Annotated in this window: 17 protein-coding genes; 8 read left to right on the plus strand and 9 right to left on the minus strand. The window is 34.1% G+C overall.

The window, feature by feature from the left end; translation table 11 throughout:
- Nucleotides 1–155: 155 nt before the first annotated feature.
- The 4 genes from IEV15_RS08260 (at nucleotide 156) to IEV15_RS08275 (ending at nucleotide 4,265) form a co-directional block, all read left to right on the plus strand.
- Nucleotides 156–2,561 (plus strand): alpha-ketoacid dehydrogenase subunit alpha/beta, encoded by a 2,406-nt coding sequence (locus tag IEV15_RS08260; RefSeq protein WP_188362049.1) that lies wholly within the window; start codon nucleotides 156–158, stop codon nucleotides 2,559–2,561.
- 90 nt (nucleotides 2,562–2,651) lie between these two features.
- Nucleotides 2,652–3,335, plus strand: coding sequence for a peptidoglycan DD-metalloendopeptidase family protein (locus IEV15_RS08265; protein WP_188362050.1), 684 nt, complete (start codon nucleotides 2,652–2,654; stop codon nucleotides 3,333–3,335).
- Nucleotides 3,335–3,808 carry a hypothetical protein gene (locus tag IEV15_RS08270; RefSeq protein WP_188362051.1) on the plus strand — a complete coding sequence of 158 codons (474 nt, stop codon included), beginning with the start codon at nucleotides 3,335–3,337 and terminating at the stop codon, nucleotides 3,806–3,808. The genes IEV15_RS08265 and IEV15_RS08270 overlap by 1 nt, the downstream gene beginning before the upstream one ends.
- Nucleotides 3,795–4,265 carry a nuclear transport factor 2 family protein gene (locus tag IEV15_RS08275; RefSeq protein ID WP_188362052.1) on the plus strand — a complete coding sequence of 157 codons (471 nt, stop codon included), beginning with the start codon at nucleotides 3,795–3,797 and terminating at the stop codon, nucleotides 4,263–4,265. The genes IEV15_RS08270 and IEV15_RS08275 overlap by 14 nt, the downstream gene beginning before the upstream one ends.
- On the opposite strand, the gene IEV15_RS08280 is transcribed toward IEV15_RS08275, so the two are convergent.
- From IEV15_RS08280 to IEV15_RS08305, 6 genes are read right to left on the minus strand one after another with little or no spacing between them, the layout of a single operon-like run.
- Nucleotides 4,255–5,298, minus strand: a complete 1,044-nt coding sequence (locus IEV15_RS08280) for an o-succinylbenzoate synthase (protein WP_188362053.1) — start codon at nucleotides 5,296–5,298, stop codon at nucleotides 4,255–4,257. The two genes, IEV15_RS08275 and IEV15_RS08280, sit on opposite strands and share 11 nt — an antisense overlap.
- Before the next feature lie 6 nt (nucleotides 5,299–5,304).
- Nucleotides 5,305–5,982 carry a metal-dependent hydrolase gene (locus IEV15_RS08285; protein ID WP_188362054.1) on the minus strand — a complete coding sequence of 226 codons (678 nt, stop codon included), beginning with the start codon at nucleotides 5,980–5,982 and terminating at the stop codon, nucleotides 5,305–5,307.
- 15 nt (nucleotides 5,983–5,997) lie between these two features.
- Nucleotides 5,998–6,939, minus strand: coding sequence for a 1,4-dihydroxy-2-naphthoate octaprenyltransferase (menA, locus tag IEV15_RS08290; RefSeq protein WP_188362055.1), 942 nt, complete (start codon nucleotides 6,937–6,939; stop codon nucleotides 5,998–6,000).
- 24 nt (nucleotides 6,940–6,963) lie between these two features.
- The gene (locus IEV15_RS08295; protein ID WP_188362056.1) at nucleotides 6,964–8,460 is read right to left on the minus strand and encodes a PH domain-containing protein; all 1,497 of its coding nucleotides are present in this window, start codon (nucleotides 8,458–8,460) and stop codon (nucleotides 6,964–6,966) included.
- A 3-nt stretch (nucleotides 8,461–8,463) separates the two neighbouring features.
- Entirely contained in the window at nucleotides 8,464–9,063 is a 600-nt protein-coding gene (locus tag IEV15_RS08300) for a PH domain-containing protein (RefSeq protein ID WP_188362057.1), read from the minus strand.
- A gap of 21 nt (nucleotides 9,064–9,084) precedes the next feature.
- Nucleotides 9,085–9,924 carry a 1,4-dihydroxy-2-naphthoyl-CoA synthase gene (locus IEV15_RS08305; protein ID WP_188362058.1) on the minus strand — a complete coding sequence of 280 codons (840 nt, stop codon included), beginning with the start codon at nucleotides 9,922–9,924 and terminating at the stop codon, nucleotides 9,085–9,087.
- Nucleotides 9,925–9,984: 60 nt separating this feature from the next.
- On the opposite strand from IEV15_RS08305, the gene IEV15_RS08310 reads away from it, so the two are divergent.
- The 3 genes from IEV15_RS08310 (at nucleotide 9,985) to IEV15_RS08320 (ending at nucleotide 11,952) form a co-directional block, all read left to right on the plus strand.
- A complete protein-coding gene (locus tag IEV15_RS08310; RefSeq protein ID WP_188362059.1) occupies nucleotides 9,985–10,170 on the plus strand; it encodes a hypothetical protein in 186 nt (61 codons plus the stop codon).
- A 67-nt stretch (nucleotides 10,171–10,237) separates the two neighbouring features.
- On the plus strand, nucleotides 10,238–10,678 hold the full coding sequence (locus tag IEV15_RS08315; protein WP_188362060.1) for a PH domain-containing protein: 441 nt from the start codon (nucleotides 10,238–10,240) through the stop codon (nucleotides 10,676–10,678).
- 62 nt (nucleotides 10,679–10,740) lie between these two features.
- On the plus strand, nucleotides 10,741–11,952 hold the full coding sequence (locus IEV15_RS08320) for a serine hydrolase domain-containing protein (RefSeq protein ID WP_188362061.1): 1,212 nt from the start codon (nucleotides 10,741–10,743) through the stop codon (nucleotides 11,950–11,952).
- Between the two features lie 2 nt (nucleotides 11,953–11,954).
- Here the strand turns inward: IEV15_RS08320 and IEV15_RS08325 are convergent, their stop codons facing one another.
- Together IEV15_RS08325 and menD are read right to left on the minus strand one after the other, a co-directional pair.
- Nucleotides 11,955–12,788 (minus strand): CvfB family protein, encoded by an 834-nt coding sequence (locus tag IEV15_RS08325; RefSeq protein WP_188362062.1) that lies wholly within the window; start codon nucleotides 12,786–12,788, stop codon nucleotides 11,955–11,957.
- 62 nt (nucleotides 12,789–12,850) lie between these two features.
- The gene (gene menD, locus IEV15_RS08330) at nucleotides 12,851–14,512 is read right to left on the minus strand and encodes a 2-succinyl-5-enolpyruvyl-6-hydroxy-3-cyclohexene-1-carboxylic-acid synthase (RefSeq protein WP_188362063.1); all 1,662 of its coding nucleotides are present in this window, start codon (nucleotides 14,510–14,512) and stop codon (nucleotides 12,851–12,853) included.
- Between the two features lie 128 nt (nucleotides 14,513–14,640).
- Here menD and IEV15_RS08335 point away from each other — a divergent pair, with 128 nt between their 5' ends.
- Nucleotides 14,641–15,147, plus strand: a complete 507-nt coding sequence (locus tag IEV15_RS08335) for a GNAT family N-acetyltransferase (protein ID WP_188362064.1) — start codon at nucleotides 14,641–14,643, stop codon at nucleotides 15,145–15,147.
- A 96-nt stretch (nucleotides 15,148–15,243) separates the two neighbouring features.
- Here IEV15_RS08335 and IEV15_RS08340 read toward each other — a convergent pair whose 3' ends face one another.
- Entirely contained in the window at nucleotides 15,244–15,825 is a 582-nt protein-coding gene (locus IEV15_RS08340) for a glutathione peroxidase (protein WP_188362065.1), read from the minus strand.
- Nucleotides 15,826–15,858: the final 33 nt, after the last annotated feature.

Consider the following 15,858-nt stretch of genomic DNA (forward strand, 5'->3'; position numbering starts at 1 on the left):
TTAATCAAGTAAATTGCTATTTTTATTGCATTATTGATAAAATACCTTCCTCATTTTGCCTTTTTTTTATCAATAATTAAAAAATATTTTAAAATCAAAATGATTGATTTATTAGATTTTTACTTAAATTTGTTCACAACAAGTTATTTTTTGCTATGACATCATCCGAAACAACAAAGATTATTACGTTTGAAGATTTTAAAACCGAAGTTTTAAATGACTATAAAATTGCGATACTAAGTAGAGAATGCAGCCTTTTGGGAAGACGTGAAGTTTTAACCGGAAAAGCCAAGTTCGGAATTTTTGGCGATGGAAAAGAAGTGCCACAATTAGCTCTTGCTAAAGCATTTCAAAATGGTGATTTTCGTTCCGGTTATTATAGAGACCAAACTTTCATGATGGCCATTGGTCAATTAACAATAGAACAGTTTTTTGCTGGTTTATATGGTCACACCGATATTAATTTTGACCCAATGAGTGCCGGAAGACAAATGGGAGGCCATTTTGCCACCCATTCTTTGGATGAAAACGGAAATTGGAAAGATTTAACCAAACAAAAAAACTCCAGTTCTGATATTTCTCCAACAGCAGGTCAGATGCCCAGATTGTTAGGTTTGGCTCAAGCTTCAAAAATTTACAGAAATGTTGGTGTTTTACCCAAGAAAAATAAATTTTCAACTAACGGAAATGAAATTGCTTGGGGAACCATTGGAAATGCGAGTACTTCTGAAGGTTTATTTTTTGAAACGATTAATGCTGCAGGCGTACTTCAAGTGCCGATGGTCATGAGCGTTTGGGATGATGAATACGGCATTTCAGTACACGCAAAACACCAAACCACCAAAGAAAACATATCCGAAATTCTTAAAGGATTTCAACGTGATGAAAACAATAAAGGTTATGAGATTCTAACCGTTTTAGGTTGGGATTATCCGGCTTTAGTGAATACCTACAAACAAGCTGCTCAAATTGCACGTGAGGAACATGTTCCTGTTTTAATTCACGTGAAAGAATTGACACAGCCCCAAGGTCATTCGACTTCAGGAAGTCACGAACGCTATAAAAATGCTGATCGATTGGCTTGGGAAGCTACCTATGATTGTATTGCTCAAATGAGAAAATGGATGCTTGCCAATTCGATTGCTACCAATGAAGAATTGGAAGAAATTGAATCGGCGTCTAAAAAAGAAGTTTTAGAAGGCAAAAAAAATGCATGGAATGCCTTTTTAGACCCAATAAAAAAAGAACAAAACGAATTGGTCACGCTGTTAGAATTCATTGCAGCATCAAGTGTAAATCGCGTGTTTATTCAGAAATATGCCGATGATTTAAAAAGTAGCAAGGAACCTATTCGAAAAGATATTATCACCACAGCACGTAAGGTGCTTCGAATGATTATTGGTGAGAGCGGTCAAGGAAAATTAGCTGCATGGATTTCAAATTACATCGAAACCATTCAACCTAAATTCAGTTCGCATTTGTTTTCTGAATCCAATCAAAATGTATTTTCAGTTAAAGAAGAACTTCCAACTTACGATGAATCGAGCGAAGAAGTAGATGCCCGTTTGGTTTTACGAGATAATTTTGACGCTATTTTTACTAAAAATCCGGAAGTATTACTATTTGGTGAAGACTCCGGAACCATTGGCGATGTAAACCAAGGTTTGGAAGGAATGCAGGAAAAATTCGGGGAACTTCGTGTGGCCGATGCAGGAATCAGAGAAGCCACCATTTTAGGACAAGGAATTGGAATGGCAATGCGTGGTCTGCGACCCATTGCCGAAATTCAATATCTGGATTATTTGTTGTATGCCATTCAAATTATGAGTGATGATTTGGCAACTTTACAATACAGAACCAAAGGAAAGCAAAAAGCTCCTTTGATTATACGAACCAGAGGTCACCGTCTTGAAGGCGTTTGGCATTCAGGCTCGCCGATGGGAATGATTATAAACGCACTTCGAGGTATTCATGTTTTGGTACCGAGAAACATGACCAAAGCAGCAGGTTTTTACAACACCTTATTAGAAACTGACGAACCGGCATTGCTCATTGAATGTTTAAACGGTTATCGATTAAAAGAAAAAATGCCTACCAATTTAGGTGCATTCAAAACGCCAATTGGCGTTGTAGAAACCATCAGAAAAGGTACAGATATTACTTTAGTATCTTATGGTTCTACGCTTCGCTTGGTGGAACAAGCGGCCAAAGAATTACAAGAAGTTGGCATTTCATGTGAAATCATTGACATTCAATCGTTGTTGCCTTTTGATATCAATCATGACATTCAAAAAAGTTTGGCTACAACCAATCGCTTATTAATAATTGATGAAGATGTTCCCGGTGGTGCCTCCGCTTATATTTTACAACAGATTATTGATGTTCAAAATGGTTATGATTATTTAGACAGCAAACCACAAACGCTAGCTGCCAAACCTCACCGACCTGCTTATGGCACAGATGGTGATTATTTTTCAAAACCTTCTGTAGAAGATATTTATGAAAAAGTGTATGCTATGATGCATGAAGTTAATCCAAAAGAATATCCAAGTTTATATTAAAAAACACTCTAAAGCCGTTCCTTAGTTGAGCGGCTTTTTTTTAGTATCATAAATAAAAAAGTGACTTTCAATTTTGAGTATCTTTGTTGAATGCAAAACTTAATTTCCCTTTTTGAAACTATTGAATCGGTTCAAGTTATTGACTCTTCTATTTCTTATACCGATTATTTCCCCATTGATTTATCGATAAACAGTGCGTTATTGGCCAATGGAAAGCCCGAAAACGCTACTGAATATGAAGTTTTAATCAACAATTACCTGCAACAAAACAAGGCCAAAGTAGCTTATGGAGGCTATTGTGAACATCGGAATTTGTACCGAAGAAGTACTGTTTTCAATAACACCACTACTGACGAACGGAATATCCACATTGGTTTGGATTTATGGATTGCGGCCGGCACCAGCGTTTTGGCAGCTCTAGACGGAAAGGTTCACAGTTTTCAATACAATTCCAGTTTTGGTGATTACGGACCCACCATTATTTTGGAACACGAGATAAATAATCAAAAATTTTATACGCTTTATGGTCATCTGTCGTTAGAGAGTTTAGAAAATTTAAAAATTAATCAAGAATTTAAAAAAGGAACAATTATTGCAACTTTGGGTGATGCAACTGTAAACGGAGATTATGCTCCCCATTTACATTTTCAAATTATTACGGATATTCAAAATTATAAGGGTGATTATCCGGGGGTTTGCAGCTCCAACGATTTGTCCTTTTATAAAGAAAATTGTCCTGATCCGAACTTGCTTTTAAAAATCAATACTAACTAATGAAAAAAATAATTTTACTTTGTTTGGTAGTACTAATCAGTAGTTGTAAATCAACTAAGGGCGTTGTGACTACAAAACCTACTGACAAACCCAACTATGAAGTTTTAGCTCTCAGCGAGGTAAGTACGCTCCAAAAAAACAGAACCTATGAGTTAGGCAAACGCGTATTAATGACATGTAACACTTCTGCATTCAAACCCTTTACTTCACAAGAAGCTACGAATGAAGTAATAACAAATATTAATAAAGAAAAAATTTCACTGACTTGTCACAACGTTCTGAGAGGTTTTGGGAAATTTAATGATATGAAATTGATTGAAGTTATTCGGGACAATACGAATTCCATCTCCATTTTCAGGTACCAATGTGACTATGAAAAAAAATACAGAATCAAAGAACTACGAGTTTCCATTAATGATGACAACAAAGTAACGGCCATTAATTCAAAAGATTGGAAAGATGCATTCAACTAAGGAACTTATCTCCGATTTTTATACGGCATTTCAACAATTGGATGCTGCAAAAATGGCGGCATGCTATCACGAAGATGCAACATTTCTAGATCCAGCCTTCGGAAAATTGAATCATGAAGAAGTTTGTGCCATGTGGAAAATGCTTATTGAAAGAAGCAAGGGACACTTAAAAATAGAATTTTCTCAAATTGATACCAACGACAATTATGGTTCTGTAAATTGGATTGCCACTTATCATTTCAGCAAAACCAATCGAAAAGTCAGGAACGTGATCAAAGCTAAATTTGAATTTAAAAACGGATTAATCTATTGTCACAAAGATTGTTTTGATTTGTGGAAATGGAGTCAAATGGCATTAGGATGGAAAGGCTATTTGTTTGGTTGGACCACCTTTATGAAACAAAAAATTCAATTGCAGGCAAGAAATTCTTTGCAACATTATCTTGCTAAAAATTAAGTGCGTTTGTATTCCATTTTAGTTGGCTATCGTAAAATAATTTTCCTTTTTCAACAACAAGCGGACCATCAAAATTATTAGTATATAAACCTCCGGTTCCTAAACCTTGAGGCAATGAATTATTTTGTAAAAAAGTCCATTGCGCAATTGCGTTTAAACCAATATTACTTTCTAAAGCCGAAGTAATCCACCAATCTATTTGAAGCGATTCTGCTATATCAATCCATTCTTTTGTGCCCCGAAATCCGCCAACCAAACTAGGCTTTAAAATAATATACTGTGGTTTGATTTTAAGTAGTAATTGCCTCTTTTCTTCCTTCAGAAAAACACCAATTAACTCTTCATCTAATGCTATTGGTAAAGGTGTAATTTTACACAGCTCTGCCATCCTGTCAGTATTGTTTTTAGCAATAGGTTGCTCTATGCTATGCAGCTTATAACCAGATAATTGATTCAATCTATCTAAAGCTTCATCAGAAGAAAAAGCACCGTTTGCATCGACACGAATTTCTATCGTTTTTTCATCAAAATGTTGTCTGATAAAATGCAATAAACCCAATTCTTTTTCAAAGTCAATAGCACCGATTTTCAATTTTATACAACGAAAACCTTGGGCTAATTTTTCTTCAATTTGGGCTTTCATAAACGACTCCTCACCCATCCAAACTAATCCGTTTATTTCCATATCCTTATTTCCGGAAGTAAATTCAGACGGAAATAATTCGAACGGATTTTGACTTTGTAACGACAGAAAAGCCATTTCAACACCAAACTGAATGGACGGAAATTCGATTAAATTATCTAAAAGTGCCTCCACTCCCAAATGGCTATTTTGGCAAACCCATTGCAACTTTTCTTCGTAATCGGGTCGGTCATCTATGCTTAAAGTTCGCAAAATTCCACATTCACCAATACCTTTTTTACCCTCACTTTCAAGAAAAATAAACCACGTTTCCTTTTGAGTTAAAACGCCTCTCGAAGTACCGGAAGGTCTTTTGAAATTTAGAATGTATTTTTGATAAGTAGCTTTCAAACGAATTTACAACTCAATAAAATCACCAATTTCTAACAACATCAAATCTTTTCCTTTTTCAAAGAATTTCTTGATCGCCTCTTCATGATTGATTTCGATGTAACCAAAAGTATCATAGTGAACCCCTAAAATTTTATCGCAAGCTACAAAATCAGAAGCCAGAATTGCATCTTCCACATCCATGGTGAAATTACTTCCAATTGGAAAAATGGCTAAATCTAATTTGGTTCGCATCGGAATTAACTTCATATCAAAAGTCAGGGCCGTGTCACCGGAAATATAAATATTTTTATGTTCGCCTTCAATTACGAAACCACCGGGATTTCCACCATAACTTCCGTCGGGAAACGAACTTGAGTGAATGGCATTAACATATTTTACAGAACCAAAATCAAATTGCCAACTTCCACCAAGATTCATTGGATGGTTTTGAAACCCTTTATTCCCATAATAAGTAGCAATTTCCCAGTTAGAAACGATAACCGCATTGGTTCGTTTTGCAATCGCTTCCACATCTAAAATATGGTCTTGGTGAGCATGAGTCAACAATATATAATCTGCTTGCAGGGTGTTTATATCAATGTGAGCTGCTTTTGGATTAGCTGTTATAAACGGGTCAATCAATAGGTGTTTTCCTTTAACTTCAATTCCGATAGAAGCGTGTCCGTAGAATGTAATTTTCATAGCTACTAATTTGTGTTAAACAATTAAATCTGAAATAAAATAAATTAAACATAACGACAGCAACAGTGAAAGTAAAAATGTTGCAATGGCCAAACGTTTCAGTTCCGGATCAAGATCTCTGGGGTTGCTTGTTCTCTTAACTCGAAGTAAATGACTGATTAAGGGTAAAAAAACAACCACATACAAAAATTGATCAATGGCAAAGTTTTTTATAAATCCGAATGAAAGGGTCAAAAGCATTGCCGTAATCACCAAAAAATAGTGGTATTGTTTTGCTTTTGCTCCGCCCATTTTTACCACGATTGTATTTTTCCCGGCTTTTCTGTCTGATTCTTCATCTCGCATGTTATTGAGATTTAAAACCCCCATACTCAAAAAACCAATGGCTATTGCAGGTAACAATAAGTATAAATCAAATTCTTTGGCAAACATAAAATAAGAACCGTAAGTGCTGACCAAACCAAAAAATATAAAAACAAAAATATCGCCATACCCTTTATATCCGTAAGCCTCTTTGCCAACAGTATATCGTATGGCGGAAGCAATTGCAATAATTCCCAACAGCATAAAAAATACGGAATAATAGAAATATTTAAATTCGAAAGCCGAATATATCAACAGCAATGCAGAAATGAACGTCAAAATTGCTGTGATTATTATGGCTTTTTTCATGGCAAGTGGCGAAATAACGCCGCTTTGAATCGCTCTTTTGGGTCCGATTCTATCCTCATTATCTGTACCTTTTACACCATCGCCATAGTCATTTGCAAAATTAGAAAGCACTTGCAAACCAATTGTGGTTAAAATTAGAAGTCCGAATATTTTCCAACTAAAAACTTGTGTCGGCGTCAATATTTCTTGCGTAGGACGCGACAATGCATAAAAACTTCCTACTAATATTCCCGAAACCGAAAGCGGTAATGTTCTAAGACGTGCTGCTTCAACCCAATGTTTCATTTCAATTCAATTTATTTTATAAAATTACATCCATTTTTTAGAACTACGTTCTACTTCAACCAACCAATAATTAATCCAATTTTTTAGTTTGGAATACTTTGCAAATTTAAATCCAACATCGCCGGCGGCGGTATGAAAAGTAATGTGAGCCACATCTGCCTTTTTGTGCCAAAAATATTGCTTTGTTGTTATCCCTTGAATTTTATATACTTCCAAAAATTGGTGCTGTACTTCCCAAGCATTTCTTTTAAACTCAATAAAATCGGCGTTTACATACATTCTATAGTTTCTAAACTTAAACCAAAGCACTATGCCAACAAACACTAAATATACTAAAATTAAAGGAAAATAAAGTTGTATTTCCGGCAAAACAAACAAACCCAAAATAAGCACCGTAGCAACCGGCACAATAATCGTTAGGATTACCGCTTTTAGTAAATATCGAAAATTTGGGGTAAGTACTTCTTTCTCCTTTGTCATTTTCCCATAAATCATGGTCATGATGTTATTGCGTTCAGCGTCTGAACAACCCGGAATTTCGATAGTTCCTTTTTTTGCGTTTTCTTGTTCAAATCCGTCATTTGATGAAGCTTGATTGAGCTCCATCGTAAATAAATTTAATTTCTTTTGAAAGAAATTTTGTGAAAACAATGCCGATTGTACTTTTATCGGTTTTAATAACGTGTTCTTTTTGGCAATTAATCCGTGACTTACTACCAACGATTCATTTTGTTTTTTTATTTGATAATCAAAATATTTAAAAACAATTCTACCCACGTTTAAAGTTATGACCACAATCAAAATCAATAAAATGATAAATGAAAATGAAAAATAAGCAATGCTCTGATCAATATAACCTTCGACTTCTTGTTCGTCAACTTCAAATGTTTCTTTAAAATCATAAATACCGTTATACATTGTTCCAAAAAAACCAATGATTAGGGCGATACTTCTACCATAATTAGAAGTAAAACCCACTTTTATTAGTGTGAGTAAGTTAATTTTTAAAACTGAATCTTCGACAAAATCAGTAGCAACTTCATTTGTTTTCGTTTTCTCTGAGGCAACCAATACTTCTTTTAAGTAATTGGCCATTTTAAAATCAATAGCTCGAATGCTCACCTCTTTTTTGGTGCTTCCGGCCGTGTCAATGTCTAAACTGTAAACACCCACCATTTTTTGAATTATGGATTGATTGATATTTACTTGCTGGATTTTATTGAGTTGCAACGTCACTTTATTCTTAGAAAAAATCCCTTCTTGAATCACAAATTCTTGTCGATTGGAATCAAGATAAAAAGTAAAATTTTTATATTTCAGATAAGCAACAACGCCAATAATAAGCAACACCAAAACTAGAAAACCAAAAACCACAAAAATTTTGGTCCAATCCATTTTATACAAAACCAACAACAAAGGAGCCCATAAACCTCTGATGATACCTTGTAGTGTATCGGCAAACATTATGGCAATTCCTTTAACGGATTGTCTTTGAGGTTGACTAAAATCGTAGGTTTCCATCAGTTATAAGTTGGATTCATCGGTTGCTTTAGAATCATCTGACTCCAAGCTAGTTTCAGGAAGTTGTACTTCTTCATCGGGTGTTTCTACTTCTTCATTTTCAATTAATCCCAACAAATATGTTTTGATACTTTCTGCTTGTTGTTTCGGCAATCCCGAAATATGTAAATCGCTACTGCTTCCTCCTGCTGTATAAATTTGCAATTCGCTCAAATCATACATTCTGGAAAAAACGCCTTCGTGTAATGCCACATGTTGGATTCGGTTAAACGGAATTATGGTTGTTGTAGTGGCTAAAATTCCTTTTCTAAAGATGACATCTCTTTCCCTAACGGCATAGCCTTTCTTTTTAAAAGCTATAGTTGTCAACCAAAACAGCAATCCAATAACGAGAATTTTAGCTGCCGCCAAAGGAAGTATGTAATCTCGTGAATCATCATTAAACAATAATAATGCAAAAAAGCCTAACGTTAAAATGACCGAAAAAATGGCGTTACCAATATAAACTACATTTAAATAGTCTTTGTGAAGTGGTGTAAATACGACCTCTTCCCATTTAGGTAAATCGTCAAAATTGATCTGATTGTTTGTAAAATTTTCCAATTTATAATGTTGTAAAATTGATTAAGGAATCCATTTTTTCTCAAAATTAGGCTTACGTTTTTCCAGAAAAGCATTTCTTCCTTCTTTTGCTTCGTCAGTCATATATGCTAGTCGGGTTGCTTCACCGGCAAAAACCTGTTGTCCCACCATGCCGTCATCCGTAAGATTCATAGCAAATTTCAACATTTTGATTGAGGTTGGCGATTTGGCTAAAATCTCTTGAGCCCATTCATAAGCCGTATTTTCGAGTTCGTCATGAGGAATTACGGCATTGACCATTCCCATATCAAAAGCTTCTTGTGCGGAATAATTTCTACCTAAAAAGAAAATTTCTCTGGCTTTTTTTTGTCCGACCATTTTGGCTAAATAGGCAGAACCATAACCGCCATCAAAACTGGTTACATCGGCATCTGTTTGTTTAAAAATAGCATGTTCTTTACTAGCTAAAGTCAAATCGCAAACCACATGCAAACTATGTCCGCCACCCACTGCCCATCCGGGAACAACAGCAATAACCGCTTTTGGCATAAAACGAATCAACCGTTGTACTTCCAAAATATTCAATCGATGCATGCCGTCTTCACCCACATAACCTTGATGACCTCTGGCTTTTTGATCGCCACCACTACAAAAAGAATATACCCCATCTTTGGAAGAAGGCCCTTCTGCAGAAAGTAAAACTACACCAATTGAGGTGTCTTCTTGAGCATCGTAAAAGGCTTGGTATAATTCGGCCGTGGTTTTGGGTCTGAAAGCATTTCTAACATCAGGTCTGTTAAAAGCGATTCGGGCCACACCGTTACATTTTTTATAGGTGATATCTTCAAATTCTTTTGCTGTTTTCCAATCAATTTGTGACATAACGATTCAATTTTTACGTAAAAATAGTACTTTTAGCCATTTAAATAAAACAATTTCCATATGAAAAAGAAACTGATTATTTTAAGTATTTTATTCCTAGCCTTTTATAGCCATGGCCAACATATAAAAACACCCACTTTTGAAATTTTGTTTCCGTTAGCACCACAATTTCAAGAAACTACCATTCCCACAGAAGCCGGAGATTCTACTTTAAAAATGGTTCAACTACAGTACTTAAAAGAATAAGGAACAACACTTTATAACAATTTACTGTATTCTTTTAAGTTAGTAAATTTAAAATAACAGCTTTTTCATGACAAAAATTTTCCCATCATCAATCCATTATTTGAGCGGAATTCTATTAACCGTTCTTGGTGCTTTTTTACTTCTTACCTCACTTTATGTGTTGTTTTTTGAAGATTTAATTGTTGAAACAATCCTAGTGTCTTCGCTTCTACTTAGTGTGGGATTACTTTGCTTTTGGATTTTATCAGACACCCACTATAAAATCGACAAGACCTATGTTTATTATGTTTCAGGTCCTATTCGAGGGAAAATTGAAATTGCTTCCATCAGAAAAATTGAAAACCAAAAAGGATGGTATACCAAAAGTTTATTAAAACCCTCTTTAGATTACAATGGCATTTACATCTATTACAACAAATTCGACGACATTTATATTTCGCCTAAAAATCGTGTCGAATTTGTTAACTACTTGTTGACAATTAATCCTAATATTATGATAATTGAATAGGGTTGCTGACTTAAAAAAATTAGTTTTGTATATCTAAAATCGATTTAATCAAATTTTTTGACATGCCCAAAACCATAACAGCTGTCTTTTTATTAGTAGCATTTCTATTTCAGTCTTGTAAAAAAGAACAAGAAAAACCTTTATTAGCAGAAGCTTTAGAAGTGAAGAAACCTATTCATGACAGTTTGTTATTATCCATTCCGTTTCCTCTCAATTCTTCGTATCCTTCAGAAGACTATATGCTTCAGAAAAAAATAGCTATTTCAAATTTCTATACCAAAACATTTGAACCGGTTGATTTTAGCGGCAGTTTTTTGGTTGCCAAAAATGGGGTTATACTTTATGAAAAGTATCGAGGTTTTGAAAATTTTGAGAAGAAAATCCCTGTAACATCAACCTCATCGCTTCATGTTGCTTCCATCAGTAAAGTGATTACAGCGACCGCCATTTTAAAATTAGTTCAAGACAATCAGGTTCAGTTAGATCAAACCGTTCAAAGTATACTTCCTGATTTTCCTTATGAAAAAACTACCATTCGAACCCTTTTAAATCACAGAAGCGGATTGCCTCATTATTCCAGATTTCCTGAAACTATAAAAGGTTGGAATTCTAAAAAAGTTTTGACAAATCATGATGTTTTGGATTATTTAAAGCGATACAAATTGGCGTTGGTTTTTAAAAACGATACTAAATTCAATTATTGCAATACCAACTATGTAATGTTGGCTTTAATCATTGAAAAAGTGACTCAAAAAAGTTATGCTGAAGCTTTAAACACTTTGATTTTTGAACCCTTAAAAATGAAGAATACGTTTGTTTTTGATTATTTGAATCAGAAAAATGACGTAAGTCAATCTTATAAAAGCACCAAAGTAAATTATGGTTGGGATCAGTTTGATGCCCTTTATGGCGACAAAAATATTTATACCAATCCGAGAGATTTGGCCACATTTGATTTGGCTACTTATTCTTCTGAATTTTTACGAAAAGATCTTTGGGAAGAAGCGTTAAAAGGCTATAGTTATGAAAAAAGAGGTGTTCGCAATTATGGCTTAGGCATCCGAATGAACGAATGGGAAACCGGTCAACATTTACATTATCACAATGGCTGGTGGCATGGCAGTACATCATCTTATGTAACCATTAAAAAAGATACCGTTGTAATCATTGGTATTTCAAATAAATACACTCAAAAAACCTATCAGTCTATTAAACTTTCAAGATTGTTTGGTGATTATCCTTATGAGTTGGATTCACAAAATGTGGAACAATAGATTTATTTTACCAAATAAATTCCGTCTTCTTTAATCTCAATTTGTTTTTGTTTGTATAACATTCCCACTGCTTTTTTGAACGTTTTTTTACTCATTTTCAAAACCGTTTTAATGTCTTCCGGATGACTGTTATCGTTTAATCTCAAAAATCCGCGATTGATTTTTAACTCGTTTAGAATTTTTTCAGCGTTGGGTTCGATACTTTCAAAACCTTGTTTTTGCAACGAAACATCAATTTTCCCATCAGGTCTCAAAGCTTTTATGTATCCTGTAGTTTGATCACCGGGTCTGAATTTGTCTTCATAAAAACCATCAGCATAAATCAAACCCTTATGCTTTTTATTAATGATGACATTGATTCCTAACTCCGATTGATGAGAATACAATAATGTTACCTCCTCACCTACTTCATAAGTTGGTGGTTCTTGATTTAAAAATTGATTGATTTTACTGGAAGCTACTAATCTATTGGTTTTTTCATCTAAATACAAATGCACCATGTATCGTTTCCCAACTTCCATTTTTCGAGCTTGTTCCAAAAAAGGAGCAAAAATATCTTTTTCTAAACCCCAATCTAAAAATGCTCCAAACTGGTTGATGTAATTCACCCGAAGAAATGCAAAATCATTAATTGTGATATAAGGTTGTAGTGTTGTTGCTACCGGACGTTCCTCATGATCAAGATAAACAAAAACGGTAATTTCATCACCAATTTCGTATGTTTTAGGCACATATTTGTTTGGCAATAAAACATCATTTTTACCATCTGTTAGAAATAAACCAACTAGTGTAGTTCTGTCAATTCGTAAGGTGTGAAAAGTTCCAATAGTTAACATGTCAATTTTTTTTCAAAGATACGCATAGTTTAAAGAATACCTAAAAATGAAAATGCGAGAAATTAAACTACGTTTTTAAAATAATCCTTCAACAATTTATCATTATCATAGGTTGGCGTAAAAACTTCAAGAATTTGCGGTTGTTCTGAATTAGCAAAAAAAGGTGTTAGTTCTTGTTTTAAAGATTCTATTGAACTTGCTTTTGTATACTTCATACAATACATTTTAGCTAAATTTTCAGCGGTCAAGCAATGTGACGTTTCAAAATAAGTATGAAAAGTATCATTTTCTTCATGTCCGGGTAAAATTCTGAAAATGCCACCTCCACCATTATTAATTACAATAATTTTGAAATTTTTTGGCATATAATTGTTCCACAACGCATTACTATCATAAAAGAAACTCACATCACCAGTAATCAAAACAGTTGGTTTTTGTGAAGCAACTGCCGCTCCAATAGCCGTGGAAGTACTTCCGTCAATACCACTGGTTCCACGATTGCAAAACACCGGAATTGAAGGATTGAATTTGAATAATTGTGCGTAACGAATAGCAGAACTATTAGAAATTTGAAGGTGAATTTCATCCGAAAAACTAGTAGCTAAAAGTTCAAAAACCTTCAAATCACAAAAATCAATTTTAGATAGAAACAACTCGTGTTTCATTAATCTATCATTTAAAACAGCTAAAAAATGTTGCTGATAAGAGCTTTCTTTGTAAGTAACATGCACTAAAAACTTTTCAAAAAACAACTGTGGAGTCGTTTTAAAATGGTGCTTCAAACAGCCAAACGTATTGTAGGCTCTTAGCGAATCAATATGCCAATGGTGCTCCGGTTGATAACTTCTTAAAAAAGATTTTATCCGTTTTGAAACTATCATTCCACCAAAGGTTACCAAAACATCAGGCTGAAATGCTTTAAAATCGGCATCGGAAAAAGGTGTAATTAATGTATCAATATGTGGTATAAAATTCGGGTGATGAATATTTGAAGTTGTTTCAGTCAATACTACCACCGAAGGATCGTTTGCCAGATGATTTACAATTTGTAATTCGATTGCATTTGGCGGCAATGTTCCCACTAAAATCAATTTTTTATTTGCAGTATTCCAAATCGCTTTAGCTGCCAGAATCTTTTCAAGAGAAACAATTTCTTCTTCTTTATTCAAGGGTAAAATTAACGAATCCACCGAAAGTGAATCGACTACTTCATACAATGGTTCTTCAAAAGGCACATTGATATGTGTGGGTCCTGATTTCAACATTGCGGTATTGAAAGCAGCATTGATTTTTATATCGTTTTCTTCCGATGCAATTTCAGTTAAATTCGCATTATATAAGGTATGATTGGCTAAAACATTTTCCTGTCTGATGGTTTGTCCGTCACCAATATCAACTTTATCCAAAGGTCTATCAGCAGAAATTACAACTAAAGGAATCATGCTGTAAAAAGCTTCAGCCACAGCCGGATAAAAATTTAAAACCGCCGAACCCGAAGTGCAAACCACAACAACCGGTTTATTAATTTGTTGAGCGATTCCCAACGCAAAAAAAGCAGCACAACGTTCGTCAGCAATACTATAACAAGTAAAAAACGGATTGTTTGTAAAACCAAGCGTAAGCGGTGCATTTCGCGAACCGGGCGAAATTACAATATGTTGTATACCTTTTGCTTCACAAATTTCGAGTAGGCTTTGAGCCAAAGGTATTTTTGGATATTTCATTAGTAAACAACTATTAAAAGAAAGCGTTAAACAGTAACGCTATTTGAACACAAATTTAAACTTTAGTAAAATAAAAACACCTGCTACAACGTGTAAAGTTTTGTTATATTTGAACAACTTTTCAACATATGGCAATTCAAATACGACCTTATACAGCAACTGATGTTCCTGCTATTTTAGAAATTATCAATTTCAACATTCTTCATTCTACTTCATTGTATGATTATGAACCCAGAACGCTTGATTTGCAACAAAAAATTCTAGCCGAAAAAACAGCAAAAAACTTTCCGGTTGTTGTGGCTGTTGTTGAAGATAAAGTAGCCGGTTTTGGCATGTATGGCGAATTTCGATTTCGTGAAGCTTATCGGTTTACTGTTGAGCATTCTGTTTATATTTCGAATGATTTCAAAGGAAAAGGAATTGGTGGCAAACTGCTTCAACATTTAATTGAGGATGCTAAAAACAAAAAACTACACACAATGATTGGTGTAGTTGATGCTGAAAATAAAGAAAGTATTCTTTTTCATGAAAAACATGGCTTTAAAACTGTTGGCATTATAAAAGAATCCGGGTTTAAATTTAACCGTTGGTTGGATTCAGTAATTATGCAATTAATTTTGGAAGAGAATGTATAAATGAAGAACACAGATTAGATAAATCAATAAAAATTTTAAAATTTATCTGATTTTTCTATTCTGTGTTCGTGACCACTTGGGTCAATATACGTTAATTTAACTCGCTAACCAATCTAATATTTCTTTGTCTTTTGGACTTGTTCTCGGACTGATTACTTTTTCTAATTCGCCTCTTTCATTAATCAAATATTTTTGAAAGTTCCATTCTACTTCGCTGTCTTGCAAACCGTTTTTAGCTTTTTGTGTTAAAAACTGGTAAATTGGAGCCATTTCATTTCCTTTTACCGAAATTTTACTCATCATCGGGAAAGTCACGCCGAAATTCTTTTCACAAAAAGCTCCGATTTCTTCATTAGTTCCCGGTTCTTGCGACATAAAATCATTGGCCGGAAAACCAATAATTACTAATCCTTTGTCCTTATATTCTTCATATAATGCTTGAAGATCTTTGTATTGTGGTGTTAATCCACATTTAGATGCCGTATTTACAATCATCACTTTTTTACCTCTTAACGAAGCAAAATCAAATTCTTTTCCTTCCAAATCTTCAACTTTGAATGTATAAATAGCTTGTTTCATAGTGGTTTCTGTTGTTGTATTTTCTTTTTTTGTTTGAGCTTGGTTTTGACAACTCATCAACATAAAACAAGAAAAAATGATTAAAAAAGATGATTTCATACTACTTATTTTTATTTCAAATTTACATTTTTA

The organism is Flavobacterium orientale (genome assembly GCF_014638005.1).
Classification (GTDB): Bacteria; Bacteroidota; Bacteroidia; order Flavobacteriales; family Flavobacteriaceae; genus Flavobacterium; species Flavobacterium orientale.

What these genes read in the sequence shown, in the direction of transcription:
- IEV15_RS08325 (WP_188362062.1), bottom strand. Translation starts at nt 12,788, where the DNA reads ATGTTAACTATTGGAACTTTTCACACCTTACGAATTGACAGAACTACA.
- IEV15_RS08315 (WP_188362060.1), top strand. Translation starts at nt 10,238, where the DNA reads ATGACAAAAATTTTCCCATCATCAATCCATTATTTGAGCGGAATTCTA.
- IEV15_RS08265 (WP_188362050.1), top strand. Translation starts at nt 2,652, where the DNA reads ATGCAAAACTTAATTTCCCTTTTTGAAACTATTGAATCGGTTCAAGTT.
- IEV15_RS08295 (WP_188362056.1), bottom strand. Translation starts at nt 8,460, where the DNA reads ATGGAAACCTACGATTTTAGTCAACCTCAAAGACAATCCGTTAAAGGA.
- IEV15_RS08275 (WP_188362052.1), top strand. Translation starts at nt 3,795, where the DNA reads ATGCATTCAACTAAGGAACTTATCTCCGATTTTTATACGGCATTTCAA.
- IEV15_RS08340 (WP_188362065.1), bottom strand. Translation starts at nt 15,825, where the DNA reads ATGAAATCATCTTTTTTAATCATTTTTTCTTGTTTTATGTTGATGAGT.
- IEV15_RS08305 (WP_188362058.1), bottom strand. Translation starts at nt 9,924, where the DNA reads ATGTCACAAATTGATTGGAAAACAGCAAAAGAATTTGAAGATATCACC.
- IEV15_RS08285 (WP_188362054.1), bottom strand. Translation starts at nt 5,982, where the DNA reads ATGAAAATTACATTCTACGGACACGCTTCTATCGGAATTGAAGTTAAA.
- IEV15_RS08270 (WP_188362051.1), top strand. Translation starts at nt 3,335, where the DNA reads ATGAAAAAAATAATTTTACTTTGTTTGGTAGTACTAATCAGTAGTTGT.
- IEV15_RS08335 (WP_188362064.1), top strand. Translation starts at nt 14,641, where the DNA reads ATGGCAATTCAAATACGACCTTATACAGCAACTGATGTTCCTGCTATT.
- IEV15_RS08260 (WP_188362049.1), top strand. Translation starts at nt 156, where the DNA reads ATGACATCATCCGAAACAACAAAGATTATTACGTTTGAAGATTTTAAA.
- IEV15_RS08310 (WP_188362059.1), top strand. Translation starts at nt 9,985, where the DNA reads ATGAAAAAGAAACTGATTATTTTAAGTATTTTATTCCTAGCCTTTTAT.
- IEV15_RS08320 (WP_188362061.1), top strand. Translation starts at nt 10,741, where the DNA reads ATGCCCAAAACCATAACAGCTGTCTTTTTATTAGTAGCATTTCTATTT.
- menD (WP_188362063.1), bottom strand. Translation starts at nt 14,512, where the DNA reads ATGAAATATCCAAAAATACCTTTGGCTCAAAGCCTACTCGAAATTTGT.
- menA (WP_188362055.1), bottom strand. Translation starts at nt 6,939, where the DNA reads ATGAAACATTGGGTTGAAGCAGCACGTCTTAGAACATTACCGCTTTCG.